The organism is Bacillus sp. JNUCC-21 (assembly GCF_041222765.1).
GTDB classification, from domain to species: Bacteria; Bacillota; Bacilli; order Bacillales; family Bacillaceae; genus Bacillus; species Bacillus velezensis.
The window spans coordinates 1,231,122-1,246,680 of sequence record NZ_CP166019.1; the positions used below are offsets into that span (position 1 = coordinate 1,231,122).

14 protein-coding genes are annotated in these 15,559 nt (G+C 36.7%); all 14 read left to right on the forward strand.

Features of this window, described 5'->3' with window-relative positions; genetic code table 11:
- Positions 1-13 precede the first annotated feature (13 nt).
- The 14 genes from JNUCC21_RS06515 (at position 14) to JNUCC21_RS06580 (ending at position 15,506) form a co-directional block, all read left to right on the forward strand.
- Positions 14-1,459 carry a tagaturonate reductase gene (locus tag JNUCC21_RS06515; protein ID WP_369878688.1) on the forward strand — a complete coding sequence of 482 codons (1,446 nt, stop codon included), beginning with the start codon at positions 14-16 and terminating at the stop codon, positions 1,457-1,459.
- A complete protein-coding gene (locus JNUCC21_RS06520) occupies positions 1,456-2,949 on the forward strand; it encodes a UxaA family hydrolase (RefSeq protein ID WP_072588994.1) in 1,494 nt (497 codons plus the stop codon). Before JNUCC21_RS06515 ends, JNUCC21_RS06520 begins: the two co-directional genes overlap by 4 nt.
- A 183-nt stretch (positions 2,950-3,132) precedes the next feature.
- Positions 3,133-3,804: a response regulator transcription factor gene (locus JNUCC21_RS06525; RefSeq protein ID WP_015417275.1), complete on the forward strand. Its 672-nt coding sequence runs from the start codon at positions 3,133-3,135 to the stop codon at positions 3,802-3,804.
- A complete protein-coding gene (locus tag JNUCC21_RS06530) occupies positions 3,801-5,159 on the forward strand; it encodes a HAMP domain-containing sensor histidine kinase (protein ID WP_025284598.1) in 1,359 nt (452 codons plus the stop codon). The genes JNUCC21_RS06525 and JNUCC21_RS06530 overlap by 4 nt, the downstream gene beginning before the upstream one ends.
- Positions 5,160-5,278: 119 nt before the next feature.
- A complete protein-coding gene (locus tag JNUCC21_RS06535) occupies positions 5,279-6,214 on the forward strand; it encodes an ABC transporter ATP-binding protein (RefSeq protein ID WP_072588995.1) in 936 nt (311 codons plus the stop codon).
- Entirely contained in the window at positions 6,195-6,926 is a 732-nt protein-coding gene (locus tag JNUCC21_RS06540) for an ABC transporter permease (RefSeq protein WP_072588996.1), read from the forward strand. Before JNUCC21_RS06535 ends, JNUCC21_RS06540 begins: the two co-directional genes overlap by 20 nt.
- A 17-nt stretch (positions 6,927-6,943) precedes the next feature.
- Positions 6,944-7,135: a hypothetical protein gene (locus JNUCC21_RS06545; RefSeq protein WP_003154894.1), complete on the forward strand. Its 192-nt coding sequence runs from the start codon at positions 6,944-6,946 to the stop codon at positions 7,133-7,135.
- A gap of 65 nt (positions 7,136-7,200) precedes the next feature.
- Positions 7,201-8,451 carry an ATP-binding protein gene (locus JNUCC21_RS06550; protein WP_326245907.1) on the forward strand — a complete coding sequence of 417 codons (1,251 nt, stop codon included), beginning with the start codon at positions 7,201-7,203 and terminating at the stop codon, positions 8,449-8,451.
- A gap of 11 nt (positions 8,452-8,462) precedes the next feature.
- A complete protein-coding gene (locus JNUCC21_RS06555) occupies positions 8,463-9,128 on the forward strand; it encodes a response regulator transcription factor (protein WP_072588998.1) in 666 nt (221 codons plus the stop codon).
- A 192-nt stretch (positions 9,129-9,320) separates the two neighbouring features.
- Entirely contained in the window at positions 9,321-9,503 is a 183-nt protein-coding gene (locus tag JNUCC21_RS06560; RefSeq protein WP_003154891.1) for a plantaricin C family lantibiotic, read from the forward strand.
- Positions 9,504-9,589: 86 nt separating this feature from the next.
- Positions 9,590-12,772, forward strand: a complete 3,183-nt coding sequence (locus tag JNUCC21_RS06565) for a type 2 lanthipeptide synthetase LanM family protein (protein WP_072588999.1) — start codon at positions 9,590-9,592, stop codon at positions 12,770-12,772.
- Entirely contained in the window at positions 12,762-14,909 is a 2,148-nt protein-coding gene (locus tag JNUCC21_RS06570) for a peptidase domain-containing ABC transporter (protein ID WP_072589000.1), read from the forward strand. Before JNUCC21_RS06565 ends, JNUCC21_RS06570 begins: the two co-directional genes overlap by 11 nt.
- A gap of 207 nt (positions 14,910-15,116) precedes the next feature.
- The gene (locus JNUCC21_RS06575; RefSeq protein ID WP_017417595.1) at positions 15,117-15,293 is read left to right on the forward strand and encodes a class II lanthipeptide, LchA2/BrtA2 family; all 177 of its coding nucleotides are present in this window, start codon (positions 15,117-15,119) and stop codon (positions 15,291-15,293) included.
- Between the two features lie 36 nt (positions 15,294-15,329).
- Positions 15,330-15,506, forward strand: coding sequence for a class II lanthipeptide, LchA2/BrtA2 family (locus tag JNUCC21_RS06580; protein ID WP_017417596.1), 177 nt, complete (start codon positions 15,330-15,332; stop codon positions 15,504-15,506).
- Positions 15,507-15,559 lie beyond the last annotated feature (53 nt).

The following is a 15,559-nucleotide window of genomic DNA, read 5'->3' on the forward strand; positions in this document are numbered from 1 at the left end:
GGAGGCGGACAGCTTGCAGCAGCTGAATAAAAAGATGTGCGGCGAATACATTCAATATCCTGAAAAAGTCCTTCAGTTCGGCGAAGGCAACTTTTTGCGGGCTTTCGCTGACTGGCAGATCGATCAATTGAATCAATTGACGGATTTTAACGGAAGCGTTGTCGCCGTACAGCCGAGAGGCTCTGAGAAAATCAAACGTTTAAACGAGCAGGACGGTTTATTTACGCTTTTTTTGCAGGGGATAAAGGATGGAAAACCGGCTGAAGAACACATGATCGTCAAATCCATCAGCCGCGGCATTGATCTTTTTTCTGACTATGATTCCTTTAAACGGCTGGCAGCACAAGAGGAGCTTCGTTTTATCATTTCCAATACGACGGAAGCGGGAATTACGTTTGAGAAAGGCGACCGGCTTGAGGATAGACCTCAAAAAACATTCCCCGGGAAATTAGCGGCGTTCCTTTATTTCCGCTATAAGGCATTTGCGGGTGACGCCGAGAAAGGGTGCATTGTGCTTCCATGTGAACTGGTCGAAGAAAACGGACGGAAACTGAAGGCGGCCGTGCTTCAATATGCCGGGCTGTGGGAGCTGGAACCTGATTTTACTCAATGGATTCATGACGCGAACATCTTCTGCAATACCCTCGTGGATCGGATTGTTCCCGGATTTCCTGTTGATACCGCGGAAGAACTTACCGATTTTCTCGGATACGAAGACCGTCTGCTTGTGGTTGGTGAGCATTATTATTTGTGGGTGATAGAAGGGCCGGAACAGCTTCAGAATGAGCTTCCTTTTGCTGAGGCCGGGCTGAACGCACTGATCACGTCTGACCTTACGCCTTATAGGACAAAAAAGGTGAGAATCTTAAACGGCGCTCACACGGCATTGGCGCCAGTGGCTTTACTATACGGACTGCAAACCGTCCGGGAAGCGGCTGAGCACGAGGTGACGGGCAGATTCATCGAAGAGCTGATCAATGAAGAAATCCTCCCTGTGCTGCAAATGGAGGGTGTCACCCAATACGCGGCAGATGTGTTACAGCGGTTTAAAAACCCTTATATCCACCATTATCTGCAAAGCATTACCCTTAACGCCGCCGCGAAATTCAAAACAAGAAACCTGCCGACGCTGAAGGCTTATATCGAACAGGAGGGCCGGCTACCTGAGAAGCTGGTATTTTCGTTCAGCGCCATGATCTATTCATACTGGAACGGACCGAACAAACCGGCAGACGGCGAGGAGGTTCTTAACCGTTTTCAAATGGCGCGTTCCCGTTGCAAAGATGATATGTTTCAAGCGGCATCTGCCATATTAGGAGAAGAGCGATTGTGGGGGAAGAATCTGAATCATCTTCCGGGGCTTACCGAACGAACGGCTTTTTTTCTGTCTGTCATTCATAAGCGGGGTATGAAGCATGCGTTACATGAATGCTGCGGAAAAAAGGGGGAAGTGAAATGAAAGAGGTCATAAAAATCCATAAAAACGATAACGTGCTTCTCGCCATGCGCCATTTTAACAAAGGGGAGCGGCTGCATACAGACGGACTGACGATTGAAGTGAAGGACCCTGTAAAGCGGGGGCATAAAATCGCGCTGCAAACCATTGAAGAAAACGGCAGCATCATTAAATACGGTTTTTCAATCGGGCGTGCGACAAGGCGGATTTCGGCCGGCGAGCATATTCATACCCATAATCTGCAAACGAATTTATCCGATGTGCAAGAATACACGTATTCACCGCGCTTCGAGGACAATCCTTTTACAAATGAGAACCGGACATTTAAAGGCTACAGAAGAGAAAATGGTACATCCGGCGTCCGGAATGAACTGTGGATCGTGCCTACAGTCGGCTGCGTAAACGGCGTCGCTGAGAAAATCCTGCAGCGCTTCGTAAAAGAGTCGAAAGACATTGCGCCCTTTGACAATGTGCTGGTTTTAAAGCACCAATACGGCTGCTCCCAGCTTGGCGATGATCATGAGAATACGAAACAAATGCTGATGAACGCCATCCGTCATCCAAATGCTGGCGGTGTGCTGGTTTTAGGGCTCGGCTGTGAAAATAATGAGCTTGCGGCGATTAGGGAAACGCTTTCTGAAGTGAATGGAGATCGGGTGAAATTTCTCGAATCACAAGCTGTCACAGATGAAATTGAAGCGGGTACTGCGCTTCTTAAAGAGATACACCTTGCGGCAAAGGGAGATAAACGTGAGGAGATTCCGCTGTCAGAATTGAGCATCGGATTGAAATGCGGCGGGTCGGACGGTTTTTCCGGCATCACCGCAAACCCTTTATTAGGGAGATTTTCAGATTACTTGATTGCACAGGGAGGGAGCACGGTCTTAACGGAGGTGCCTGAGATGTTCGGCGCTGAGACGATTCTCATGCAGCGTGCGGCGAGTGAAGAAGTGTTTCATAAAACAGTCCGATTGATCAATGATTTCAAGCAATATTTTATGAAGCACGAGCAGCCGATTTATGAAAACCCGTCACCAGGGAATAAGGAAGGCGGCATTTCAACGCTCGAAGACAAGTCGCTCGGCTGCACCCAAAAAGCCGGTCTTGCACCGGTTTCTGATGTGCTGACATACGGTGAAACACTGAAGACAAAGGGATTGACACTGCTCAGTGCGCCCGGCAATGATTTAATCGCTTCTTCAGCGCTCGCCGCGGCGGGCTGTCACATCGTTTTGTTTACAACCGGAAGAGGCACGCCGTTCGGCACATTTGTCCCGACTGTGAAAGTATCAACAAATACCGATTTATCTCAATCAAAGCCTCATTGGATTGATTACAACGCGGGCAGATTGGCGGAAGACCAAACAACAGAAGATCACATTGTAAGAGATTTTATTCAATACATTATTAAAGTTGCAAGCGGAGAATTCGTCAATAACGAAAAAAACGATTTTCGGGAGCTTGCAATCTTTAAGTCCGGTGTGACGTTATAAGGGGAAAGGCGATCTGACAACAGACCGCCTTTTCGAGTTGACTTATCGTTTTGCCCCTTGATGAATTGTGAATATCTATAAGTTATAATAATGGAATGGTGCCTTACATAAAGGAGATTTTTATAATATATATAATTATTATGGAAGATTGATTTTCAGTCACATATTTCAGAGGGGGTCCTAATGAATAACATTTTATACATTGAAGATGACCAAGAAATTGGCCAATTTGTAAAAGGTGATTTAGAAGATCGGGGCTATATGATTATATGGCTCACTTCTTCCTATAATTACGAAACATATATAGAAAAGGCTGATCTGATCGTGCTTGATATAATGATGCCCGGTTTAGACGGATTTACAATCGGTCAAAGGATGAAAAAAACACATCCGCAGATCCCGCTCTTGCTTTTAACAGCCAGAACGGGTCTGGAAGATAAGCTGAAAGGCTTAGGATTTGCGGATGATTACGTGACAAAGCCCTTTCATCCCGATGAACTGGCTGCTCGAATCGAAGTATTATTAAGAAGATTTGACAAGACTGCCATTCATGAATTGAAGCTAAAACACTTAAGTGTTCACTTGAAAGAAAAAAGAATTTTAAATCATCAAAGTCATGAGGAAATATTTTTAACTGATAAACAGTTAAGGATTTTTTTGCTTTTGCTTAGACATCCCAATCAAATATTAACAAAGGAACAAATTTATGAAAATATTTGGGAACAGCCTTATATCGAAGGGGATAAGACGTTGATGGTACATATCCGGCATTTACGGCAAAAAATCGAGATCAATCCAAATGAGCCGGAAATTCTTGAAACAATCAGAGGGATTGGATACAGGATCAAACAATGAAATTATCAACCAAATACCTTATTAATATCGTTGCCTCAATTTTGTTTTTTCCGATAGCCTTTTTAGGCGTGAATTTTCTATACTATGTCACATTAACATACTTGATTGATCACCAAGGGCAAGTACACTATGAACCAAACAAGTTGGAAAGTGATTGGAAGTCTGATGTGGAAGATTTTTCAGGGAAATCCAATCGGGAAATTACGTCTGCTTTCCCGCACATGAAGCAATATAAACACTCTGATATTGTATGGATAAATGATAAGGGAAAGGTGATGTTTTCTAACTCAGAACGGTTGGCCAAAAAGGGTGAGGTTATTCACCTTAGCGAATTGATTAAAATGATAGAACAAAACGAAAAGAAATATTTATTGCTGAGTGCTTATGTAAATGGGAGTGAAGACAGCGGATATGCATTTTTAGAAACTCCGCGCTCAATTATAGGATCTCAATGGGAGGTTATGAGGGCTAAGTATTCCTATATATGGTTTATCGCCTTGATTTTTGTCTGTTCACTTTTTGTGATTAATTCATGGATGTTTTTTGCGAAAATACAAAAAAGGTTAATTTCTTTGGGGTATCATATGAAAAAACAAGATAATGACGGCATACCGGAATTTGTAACAGTTAAACAGAAGGATGAACTGGGCCAAGTGGAATATTCATTCAACCAGATGGTTGAGGAACTAAGGAACAGCAGACAAAAAGAGCGCGAAGAAGGCGAAATCCGAAAAAACTTGATTGCTGATTTATCTCATGATTTAAGGACCCCTCTTACGGTTATAAGAGGGCATACATTTACATTAAAGAATGAAATAAGCAGTGAAAATGGAAAGCATTCTTTAGGGATCATAAACGATAAAATAACGTTTATGGGCGAACTGATTGACAATTTGTCATCATTTTCTCTTCTTGCCGCAGGTAAATTGCCGCTTCATAAAAAGAGTTGTGACATATTAAAGATAATACGTTCTTCGTTAACAGCTTGGTATCCGATTTTTGAGAAAGAGCACTTTACAATAGATATTGATCTGAAGGAAAACATCGTATGGGAAATAGACGAGACTTGGTTGAAGAGAATTCTTGATAACATTTTTCAAAATGTTTTGCGCCATGCTCATTCAGGAAAATACGTTTCCGTACAGACAAAGCTAATTGAAAACAAACCCGTAATCATAATTGAGGATAGGGGCCCGGGAATGAATAATAAATCTGAAAGAAAAGGCGCCGGGATTGGCTTATCGATCATTAATATGATGCTTAAACAAATGGGGCTTGAACATAAAATAAAGAGCAATCAAAACGGAACGATTTTTATAATTTATCCAAACAGCAGTGAATACGTGAAGCCGTAGAGGCTTCACGTATTTTTTATGTTGAGAAATTTAAACGCAAATTAACCTTGATTATATCTTCTTTTTAACCTCGTAAGTTTATATTATAAACAGAACAAGACGGAAAGGAATGATGAAAAGTGGGAAAGGCTGATCCAGCTTTAATATCCAAAGGTATCAATGTTTCTATAAAAAAGAAAGAAATTTTACATGATATAAATTTAACATTGGAAAAAGGAAAAATATATGGTTTATTAGGTCCCAACGGTGCAGGAAAAACGACATTGCTTAAAGTTCTTTTAGGCATATTTCCTCCAACTTCAGGTGAAGTGATTTTTGAGGGAAATAACTTATATCGCAATCCAAATAATGATGTGATTCAGTCTATCGGAAGTATTATAGAATTTCCTGGCTTTTATGAAAATTTGACTCTTTTTGAGAATATTAAATTACATCTTAACTATTTAAAAAGATCAGCTTCTGATGAAGAGATAAATGAGATTTTAGGAAAGGTTGGACTTTTTGAACATAAAGATAAACTGTTTTCGCAAACTTCATTAGGAATGAAACAGAGGCTGGGAATTGCCAGAGCAGTTGCGCATGCTCCTGCATTGCTTTTGCTGGATGAGCCGACGAACGGTTTAGATCCATATGGTATTAAAGAAGTACGTGAAATGCTGATCCAAGAAGTAATGAAAAATGGAACCACAGTCGTTATCTCAAGTCACCTTTTAAGTGAGATTAATCTCATGGCCGATGAATTACTTATTATGAATAAGGGGCAGATTATTTTCGAGTCAGCCTTTATGAAAAATACGCAACATCTTTATTTATACAAAATTCCAGCTGAAGCGGGTATTAATTGGGCGGATATTGAGAAATTTGCGGATCATGTTATTTCAAGGAATAAACAGCAATTCGAGTTTATTTCAGTAATTCATCCGTCGGAAATGAAAGAGAAATTAAATTCTTGTGGATTTAACAAGGAATCTATTGACGGATTTAAGCTATCTTTGGAAGATCTTTATTTAAAACTGCTGGCAAAGGAGAAAGGTCATGAGTCTGTTAGTGCGTAACGAGTTTCTAAAACTTAAAAGACTGAAATCAATTTATGTTATTTTCTTTCTAAGCTTTTTGCCATTTCTCATAAACGGAATCGGTCTTTTGGCTATGAACGAAAATACAGATTGGAACAAATTTTATATGTTTGTTTTTAATCAGTATTCGATCCTTTTTCCAACTGTTATTTTTATTTTTTCAGGTTTTTATTTTTATTTAGAATTTAAAAACAGGACAATGCTGAATTGGATGTCATATCCGTATCATAAATTCAAATTGATATTATCAAAGCTAGCTGCAGCTTTTCTATTTTTGTTTTTAATTTCAGCTGTTAATCATATTATTCACTTATCCACCTTGTTTTTCTTTTTTCGGGAAGATGTCTCAGCAAGCGACTTATTAAGATTAATAGCGACATCTTTTACTTCTACTACTTTGAGCCTGCTAACCATTCCGATTGCAGCTTTAATTGCTTTCTTAAGTAAAAATATAGTGGTTGTCATGATAACCGGTGTAGCTTCCTTTTTAATAATGACGATACTGTTAGCAAGTGATGTCTCAATAGTCTTTCCTTTTTCTTTTATTTATCGTTTCAGTATTCAAATTTTTGAAAGTGATATGGGATATTCCGATTCAATTCTTTTAGTTTGGGGATTACTGATCATGGGACTGTATGTTTTGGTGTCCTTATCAGGATTATACGTATATTCGAAAAAAAACAGAATGTAAATGGAGGATGAGTATACATGGAGCAAGTTATTTTTGTGATTTCAATGCTCGCTTTAGGAGTTACACTGGTTACCTTTTTCGGAATGATTTTGAATGACGGATTAAGAGGAGTACTAAACTTTTCAAGAAAACCTGTAAAATTTATGACTGGATCATTTCTGGTATACATTGTTGCCTTTGCTGTTTATATTTTAATAAGTGTAAAGTAACTTTTTCATTTTAAGGGGATTCAAAGGGATTCCCTTATTTTCCTTAGTAAGGGGCTTGGTTACAAATGAAAGATAATTGGGTGAAGCTTAATATGGAGCAGTTTGCAAGGGCTTTTGTTTTCTCCTTATTATTGTTATTTATGCTTTTGCTTATAACAGACAGCCAATTACAGTTTAAACAGTATAGTCTATTTTTTGTTCTAAGTATATTCGGCAGTAGTTGTTTATGCTTTACCAATGATGACAGAAATAAGACATATCTTCGCAGCCTGTTCCGTTTTTCAGAATTATGCCAAGAGGGATCCAATGCAGATCAATTGATAAAAGAACTAACCAATGAAATACAAAGTGTGTTTTCAGGAAAGCAGATTGCTCTTATAAACTATGACAAAAAAACATTAAAATTGAAAGGAAATCACATTCAGGTTCCTAACATAAACATTTCAAATTTTAAGATAGGAGAAATACGTGAAACTGCCAGCGGATCAATTCTGTTTATCGGGGAGAAGTGTGATACATTTGTTTTTATTCATTTATCACATAAAGGACACCCTATAAAGATTCGTGAAAACGAAGCAGATTGGCTGCGAATGCTGGCATTCTGCACAGCATCTGCACTTCAGAACAAATTATTAATTCAAAAAAAAATTGATGAAATTATCATAGACAATCAACATAAATGTAAGTCGGCTGTACTTTCTAAGGTTTTATTTTCTATTTCAGAAATAGAGAGAACCAAGCTTGCACAGGATATTCATGACTCTATCATTCAAGAGCTGATATTTGTATGCAGAGAATTAGAGTATCATGTTGAGAAATACAAGGATATTTATTACATAAGAGAAATTTTGCTGGGCAATATCCAGTATATAAGAGAAAAATGTTTTGATTTAAGACCACCTTTTTTAATGGAGATGGGACTTCTGCGAAGCATTCAAGTCCTGATTGATAAACATAAAAGCAACTATCAGCTTGATATTGAATTCTTTGTAGATGTAAAAGATGATTCTATTTTTACAGAAGATATCACAATAAACATTTACCGGATTGTTCAAGAATTGCTTACTAATGCTGTAAAACACTCAAAAGCCAGTTATATTGTTTTGACGATGATTCAAAAACAAACAAGTCTTATGTTTGTTTACGAAGATAATGGAATCGGCATTGATTGGAATAAAGTAAATTCAAAAACAAACAGTTTTGGGCTGACAGGGATCAAAGAGCGTATAAATTGTATGAATGGAATTCATAATATATCTTCAGGCGTAAATGAAGGATTGCTGTTAAGGTTTGAAATAAGTACGAAAAATGAATAGGGAGCGCTGACATGATAAAGATTCTATTAATTGATGATCATATTGGTGTTGCTCAAGGGACAAAAGCCATTCTTGAAAAAAGCAATAAAATGGGAGTAACAATATTGTCTTGCTGTAAAGAAGTACTTAATCACCTTAAGCATTACGAGTATGACTTACTTTTACTTGATTTATATATGCCGGAGTTAAATGGAATGGAATTGTCAAAAATGATTCTTAGAGAGAGTCCCGATCAAAAAATTATAATTTATACTGGTTTTGATATCTCTGCGCATTTCAATCTTTTGGTTGAAGTTGGTGTTTCCGGGTTCATAAGTAAGTCTTCAACAGAAGAGCATATGATAAAAGTAATTGAAAGTGTCATTGAGGGAGATACCATTATTCCTACTCATCTCTTTAAACAATTAAGAAGAACAGAAGCAAATACGTTCAACATTGATAAGCTTGAAGATAGAATAAGAGATATTACTTTAAATGAAAGAGAACAAGATATCTTAGCGGGCGTAGCGGAGGGAATGACAAACCGGGAATTATCAGCAAAGCTGTTGATCAGTCAAAGAGCGGTTGAATACATACTTACTGGTGTGTACAACAAACTCGGTGTAAAATCCAGAACAGAGGCACTGATCAAAGCAAATCGATATTCATTAATTTCTATGAAAACTATATATGAGTAAATGAATCGGGATTAACGGAACAGTTAATCCCGATTTTCTTTGTAACCGATACTTCGGAAACGCGCAAAAAAAAAGCGCTTTTCCGAATATGACTTTTCGGTGCCTTATAGGTAAAAGATCGTTTATCATAGATTTATAGAAATATATGGATTCAAATCCAATATATTTCAAAAACTTAAAGGGGGAATAGTAATGAATGAGAAAATGTATCGTTTTGCCGGTGATTTAAGAGAAGAACTCGAGGAAATTTCTTTAAGTGAATTCAGCGGAGGAGGAGGCGCAGAACAGCGGGGGATTTCTCAAGGAAATGATGGTAAGCTTTGTACGTTAACTTGGGAATGCGGTCTTTGTCCTACTCACACTTGCTGGTGTTAAAACAAATCCGAAAATAAGAAAATAGATTTCCAATGCTCTGGGAGATCCAGCTGTCTCCCTCTTTTTTAAAAGGAGATGAATATTAAATGAATTCGCTAACTAATATTCTATTAAGTAAAGAAAAAAAAGCTGCTGTCTCTCAATTTGATGAAAATGAGAATCTGTTTGATCAAAACTTAGAATTAATCTATAAGAATGATATTCAAATGGCCCAGGAAAGCATTCATAATGTGTTATCCATTCAATCAATTGATAAAGTGAAAAACTTATATCAAACCCCCCTACATAAATCCGCTTTTACAGTTCATGTTTTCGAAAACCTAAAAAAAGGGATCGCTCACCAAGCTATTAAAAAAGAAGACGTAAATGAAGAAATCATGTTTCACGTTTTTGCGTTAAAAGTGTCCTCTTACTTCAATGATCTACTTAAAAAATCAAAGTTTCCTTCTTATGACTATCTGCTGGAACAACCGGCTCTTTTTCATCATAGTATTTCAAATCAATTAGAAAAAATTATTTTAAAAGTATCCTATAGAACACTTGTATTGGATATGAATATGAATCGGGAAAAAGGTTTTTTGGCAGGGGAGACTCCTAAAGAAAAATATGGTTATTATAATAAAACTCTTTTGTGCAGTCCGGAGTATCTTAAAAGCTTTTTTCAACAATATCCAGTCTTATTAAGAGTGATCGGAAACGAACTGAGAAAATTTAAAAAATTCATATTGGAATTTATCTCGCGTTTTGAAAAGGACCAGCCTGAACTGCTCTCTTTATTTGGTTTTTCAGAACAAGTCAAATTAAGGGACATTGAAGTAGGAATGGGTGATTCTCATTCTGATGGTAGAAAGGTTACTAAAATAACATTAAATGAAGGCAAGCTTATTTATAAGCCGAGAAGTTTAGAAATTGATCTATTATATAAAAAGATAATTGAATTTTTGAATGAGAAAATTAGAGATCATGATATAAAATTGAGTACTCCGAATGTGCTTAGCAGAGACGGATATGGATGGACTGAATTTATATCTTTTAAAGCTTGCAATTGTCTAAAAGATATTCAAAACTTTTATCAGCGTACAGGAGCTCAAATCGGTTTGTTATATGCATTGAAAGCCGTTGATTTTCATTCGGAAAATCTCATTGCCAACGGGAGCTATCCAGTTCTCATTGATTTGGAATCCTTATTTCATCCTGCATACCAGAAAAAAAAGGATGGGATGGACGCTTATGAAAAAGCTGAAACGCAGCTTCATGAATCTGTCAGAGCATTAGGACTGCTTCCTTTCTTCTTTGGGGGCAAAGCCGACATCAGCGGAATAGGCCGGAAAGGGAAAGCAAAGTCGATCATTAAAGTTCCTCAGCTTATCAATTTAAAGACAGCAGAAATGTCGGTCAAACGAGACTATGTCGAAATTGATACAGCTAATAATCACCCTATGCTTGAGAATAAATTTGTATATGCAAAAGATTATGTCGAAGAACTGAAGCAAGGTTTTTCAAAAGCATATATGACTATATTAAAACATGCTTCGGAACTGATCCGCATAATAGAAAAGAGCGAAAATAAGATATATGTTCGGTTTATATCAAAACCGACAATAAAGTATTCTGCTTTATTAGAATTAAGTTTTCATCCTAGATTTTTACACAACTCTATTGATAGAGAAATTTTCTTATCAAAAATATGGGAGAGACCAAAGCCAGAAGATGAATATCAATCCATTGTTAAATATGAGTTCAACGATTTAATCAATAATGATATACCTTATTTCAAAGTGAAATTGAATGAGAAAGACTTACTAAGCTCAAAAAATAAGAAAATTGAAAATTACTTTCCGAAAACACCAGCTCAAAGTGTAAAAGAAAGAATTTTAAATTTATCAAAAGACGATTTAAAGTTTCAGCTCTATGTTATCGAACTGTCCATGCTTGCTTCGGAGGATGACCGGCAAATTGTTTTGAAAGAATTTATAACAAAAGAACCAGGACAATATGTAAATGTTTTCAGTAGTAACCAAGAAAGTATCTTAATAGAAAAAGCAGAGGAATTGGCCGCTTATATTTATAATCAATCTTACAAAGCACACACAGATAAAGGAAGTTCGTATTCCTGGCTTAACGCTACTCCTATTGGAGTCGATGAAATTCAATGGAACTTGTCTGTTATGGGTGATACCTTTTACGACGGGCTTTCCGGGATGGCTTTTACCTACTTGGCTTTATGGCGTGTCACGAAAAAAGAAAAATATCTGGACATAGCCGAAAAAATTATGAAAGATGTCATCTCTCGTTTTATTGATATTGAGATGAAACCGGACGAAGACAGCACTATGTCTGTAGGTGCTTTTTCCGGAGTGTCTTCAATAGTATATACTTTAATGAATTTCTATATGTATACTAAACGCGAAAAATATAAACAGGATGCAAAACAAATCGCTCAGCTTATTCCGTCTTTGCTTCCTTATGATAAAGAATTGGATATAATCGGGGGCTCAGCGGGGGCTCTTATTGTAATGATACGTTCGTTTGAAATAGAGAATGATACATTCTTTTTATCATTGGCTGAACAATGCGGTTCATTCTTAATGAAACAAGCGACCTTTCTTGATGGGAATCTTGTCACTTGGGAAGGTATTGCAAATAAGCCTTTAACGGGTTTTTCTCATGGAAACGCTGGAATGATATATGCCCTTCAATTACTCGAGAAACATTCAAAACATCAAGATATAAGTATGTACATTCGAAAAGGACTTGCTTTTGAAAATTCAAAAAAAGTAAACGGTAACTGGCTGGATCTAAGAAAACCGGTAAATGAAGCTGCAACATCTGCATGGTGCCATGGATCCCCCGGAATTCTATTAAGCAGATTAGAATTGAAAGATTCAAAGCACCCAGATATTGCCGAAGAGGCCAAAAAAGATCTGAATAAAACCGTTTCTAACGTTTTTTATGACGGTTTTGGCCGAGAGCAAAGCCTTTGTCACGGAGACATGGGAAATGCTTTAATACTGATCGAATATGGAAAAAAGACTGGCGAAAGTCAATTTGTAAATATCGGAAAAAACTTGATTTTGGAGAGTGTACAAGACAAAAATATAGGTTTCTACCAATGCGGAGTGGGAAGGGATGTTGAAACGCCTAATTTAATGCTTGGTTTGGCGGGAATCGTATATGGAATGCTGTATGCAGCAGACGTGAAATTGCCGAATATTCTTAATCTTGAAATAGGATGTGTGGATACATTAGGAGACTTTTATGAAAATTAGAAAAAGAAAACTTCCGGTTATTCTTCAAAGAAATCAATTTGATTGCGGTATTACTTGTTTAGCCATGGTTTTGAGCAGGGCAGAGGGAATAAAAATCAATCCTAACAAATTAAAATTAAATAAAGAAATTATCGGAAGAGACGGCACTGATTTAATTGAAATGAAAAAGATTTCTGAAACATTCGATTATGAATTTAAAGCATTCAGCACAGACAATATAACGCAGCTTAAAGAGTTAAATAAAAACCATCCGCTAATTGTTCATTGGAATCATAATCATTTTGTAGTTGTCGACGCATTTGGCACAGATAGCGTTAAAATTATAGACCCTTCGTCCGGCAGACTGACAATCACATTAGAAGAGTTCAAAACCTTCTATAATGGCATTTCTATTATGTTAATCAGAAAGAACGAACGAGAGAGAAAGGATAAGTCTGCTTCGTCATTAAAAGATGTGTCTTCATTTAGAAAGATCGGAAAATATCTTTTGAAAGATAAAAAAATATTGGGGTTTATTATAAGTTTCACTTTTATTTTTCAAGCATTAAACTTAATGACCCCTTTTTTTACTCAATATATTATTGATTCATTTATTGACGGGAATGAGAAAAGTCTTCCCATACCAATGCTTTTTATGATTGTTATTGTTTCAATTGTATTATTCTTTAGTCTGTCCTTAATCAGAATGAAATTTATTATCAAACTGCAATTAAAAATTAATAAGAGTATGACTGATAAAATAATTCATAAAATATTCAGTCTTCCATTAAAGTTTTTTGAGGCGAATACCGCTGGGGATATTTCAACTAGAATCCATAACATTGCTGTGATTCGTGAAGTCATTTCCAGGTTAGCGTCTACTTTGATATTAGATATCAGTCTTATATTTGTATTTTTCATAGTCATGTTTGTTTATTCCCCGATTTTAGCTTTTATAGTTTTATTGGGAGCAGGTATACAGGTGATGAGCACTAAAATTTTACTTCCGAAAATTGAAATGTTCACAAAACAGGAAGTAAATAGTCAATCAAATTTTCAGAGCCAGCTAATTGAAATTTTAAGATCCATGACATTTATAAAAACAATAGGAGAGACAAGGAATATTGAAAGCCAATTAAATTATAACTTTAATCATCAACTAGATTATTTCTCAAAAAGAATGAATTATTCATCCTTACTGGGTGCGGTCTCCAATGCAATCAATCTATCTTTGCCATTACTTATTTTAATTGTGGGTACCTGGTCAGCAGCATCTATAGGCCTTACGCTAGGCGCGGTAATTGCCTTTTCTAACATTGCCGGACGGTTTATGTCTCCGTTGGGATCAATTATCGGCAGTTTAGAGTCTATTAAATTAGTTGAAGAAATGGTAGACAGGGTTGAGGCTGTACTGGATGAAAAAGATGAGGAAGTCAATGATAAAAGCAATGAACTATTTAACCCGGCCGCTCATAATATCAGCTTGAAAAATATTGATTTCAGCTACAACGGAAACGATTATATTTTGAATAATATAAATTTAATGATCCGGCCGAAAGAAAAAATCACATTAATCGGAAAAACCGGAAGCGGAAAGTCTACTTTGATTAAAATCATTGCCGGCCTTTATCAAAAAACAGCAGGAGAAATTTGCTACGGTGAATTCAAAATAGAGGACGTTAATATGGTTAAGCTGAGAGAAACGTTAGGTTATATTGTTCAAGATGTCAATCTGTTTAATGACACTATTATAAATAACATAAAATATTTCAATGAAAAAATAACAATGGAAGAAGTTGTACAAGCTGCAAAAGAAGCATGTATTCATGAGGATATTATAAAAATGCCCATGGGTTATCATACCATGATTGGAGAAAACGGTATTACTTTATCAGGTGGACAGCGGCAGAGAATTTCAATAGCCAGAGTATTAGCGAAAAATCCGCAAATTCTTTTTATAGATGAAGGAACAAGCAATTTGGATAAGGATACAGAATTAAAAATATTAAATAACATTTACAAAAAGGATATCACTGTAATTTCTATTACTCATAGAACCGAATGGCTCGAATTTTCCGAATCTGTCTACGAGATTGAAAATGGAAACTTAAAGACCATTAAGGCCAAATATGAATCGCAGCTGCAGCAGACTTATTAACTTGAAAGGAGGTGAGATATGAAATATGAAAAAGAACTTCAGCGCGTTGTATGAAACATCAGAACAAGAATTAAAAGAGCTTGTTGGAGGGCAAAACTCAGTATCAATAACAACATATCCAATCACAAATCATATTTGTCCAACTATCACAGTAGGCTGCGCATGTCCGCAAAGGCAAGTATAAAAAACAAATCGGGGGGATTTTTAATGAAAAAAGAATTTTTAGCATTGGAACTAATGACTGAGGAAGAATTAAAAGAATTGGCGGGGGGATCGGAAGCAACTCCAATGACCGTAACACCGACAACTATCACAATACCAATCTCTTTAGCAGGCTGTCCTACAACTAAATGTGCGTCTATTGTCAGTCCATGTAACGACTGAAATTTATAAAAAACTCAAACAATAGGAGGAATTAACATGAAAAAAGATTTTCAAGCACTGACTCCAATGACTGAAGAAGAATTAAAAAACCTTGCAGGGGGATCAGATGCAACCCCGATGACCGTAACGCCGACAACCATCACAATACCAATCTCTTTAGCAGGCTGTCCGACGACAAAGTGTGCGTCCATTGTCAGTCCATGTAACGACTAAACATATCCGAAAAAGAATATGTATATGCGTACATATTCTTTTTCTTTTGTCAA

Coding starts and splice junctions, on each gene's coding strand:
- JNUCC21_RS06520 (WP_072588994.1), top strand. CDS start 1,456: ATGAAAGAGGTCATAAAAATCCATAAAAACGATAACGTGCTTCTCGCC.
- JNUCC21_RS06525 (WP_015417275.1), top strand. CDS start 3,133: ATGAATAACATTTTATACATTGAAGATGACCAAGAAATTGGCCAATTT.
- JNUCC21_RS06530 (WP_025284598.1), top strand. CDS start 3,801: ATGAAATTATCAACCAAATACCTTATTAATATCGTTGCCTCAATTTTG.
- JNUCC21_RS06540 (WP_072588996.1), top strand. CDS start 6,195: ATGAGTCTGTTAGTGCGTAACGAGTTTCTAAAACTTAAAAGACTGAAA.
- JNUCC21_RS06545 (WP_003154894.1), top strand. CDS start 6,944: ATGGAGCAAGTTATTTTTGTGATTTCAATGCTCGCTTTAGGAGTTACA.
- JNUCC21_RS06550 (WP_326245907.1), top strand. CDS start 7,201: ATGAAAGATAATTGGGTGAAGCTTAATATGGAGCAGTTTGCAAGGGCT.
- JNUCC21_RS06555 (WP_072588998.1), top strand. CDS start 8,463: ATGATAAAGATTCTATTAATTGATGATCATATTGGTGTTGCTCAAGGG.
- JNUCC21_RS06560 (WP_003154891.1), top strand. CDS start 9,321: ATGAATGAGAAAATGTATCGTTTTGCCGGTGATTTAAGAGAAGAACTC.
- JNUCC21_RS06565 (WP_072588999.1), top strand. CDS start 9,590: ATGAATTCGCTAACTAATATTCTATTAAGTAAAGAAAAAAAAGCTGCT.
- JNUCC21_RS06570 (WP_072589000.1), top strand. CDS start 12,762: ATGAAAATTAGAAAAAGAAAACTTCCGGTTATTCTTCAAAGAAATCAA.
- JNUCC21_RS06575 (WP_017417595.1), top strand. CDS start 15,117: ATGAAAAAAGAATTTTTAGCATTGGAACTAATGACTGAGGAAGAATTA.
- JNUCC21_RS06580 (WP_017417596.1), top strand. CDS start 15,330: ATGAAAAAAGATTTTCAAGCACTGACTCCAATGACTGAAGAAGAATTA.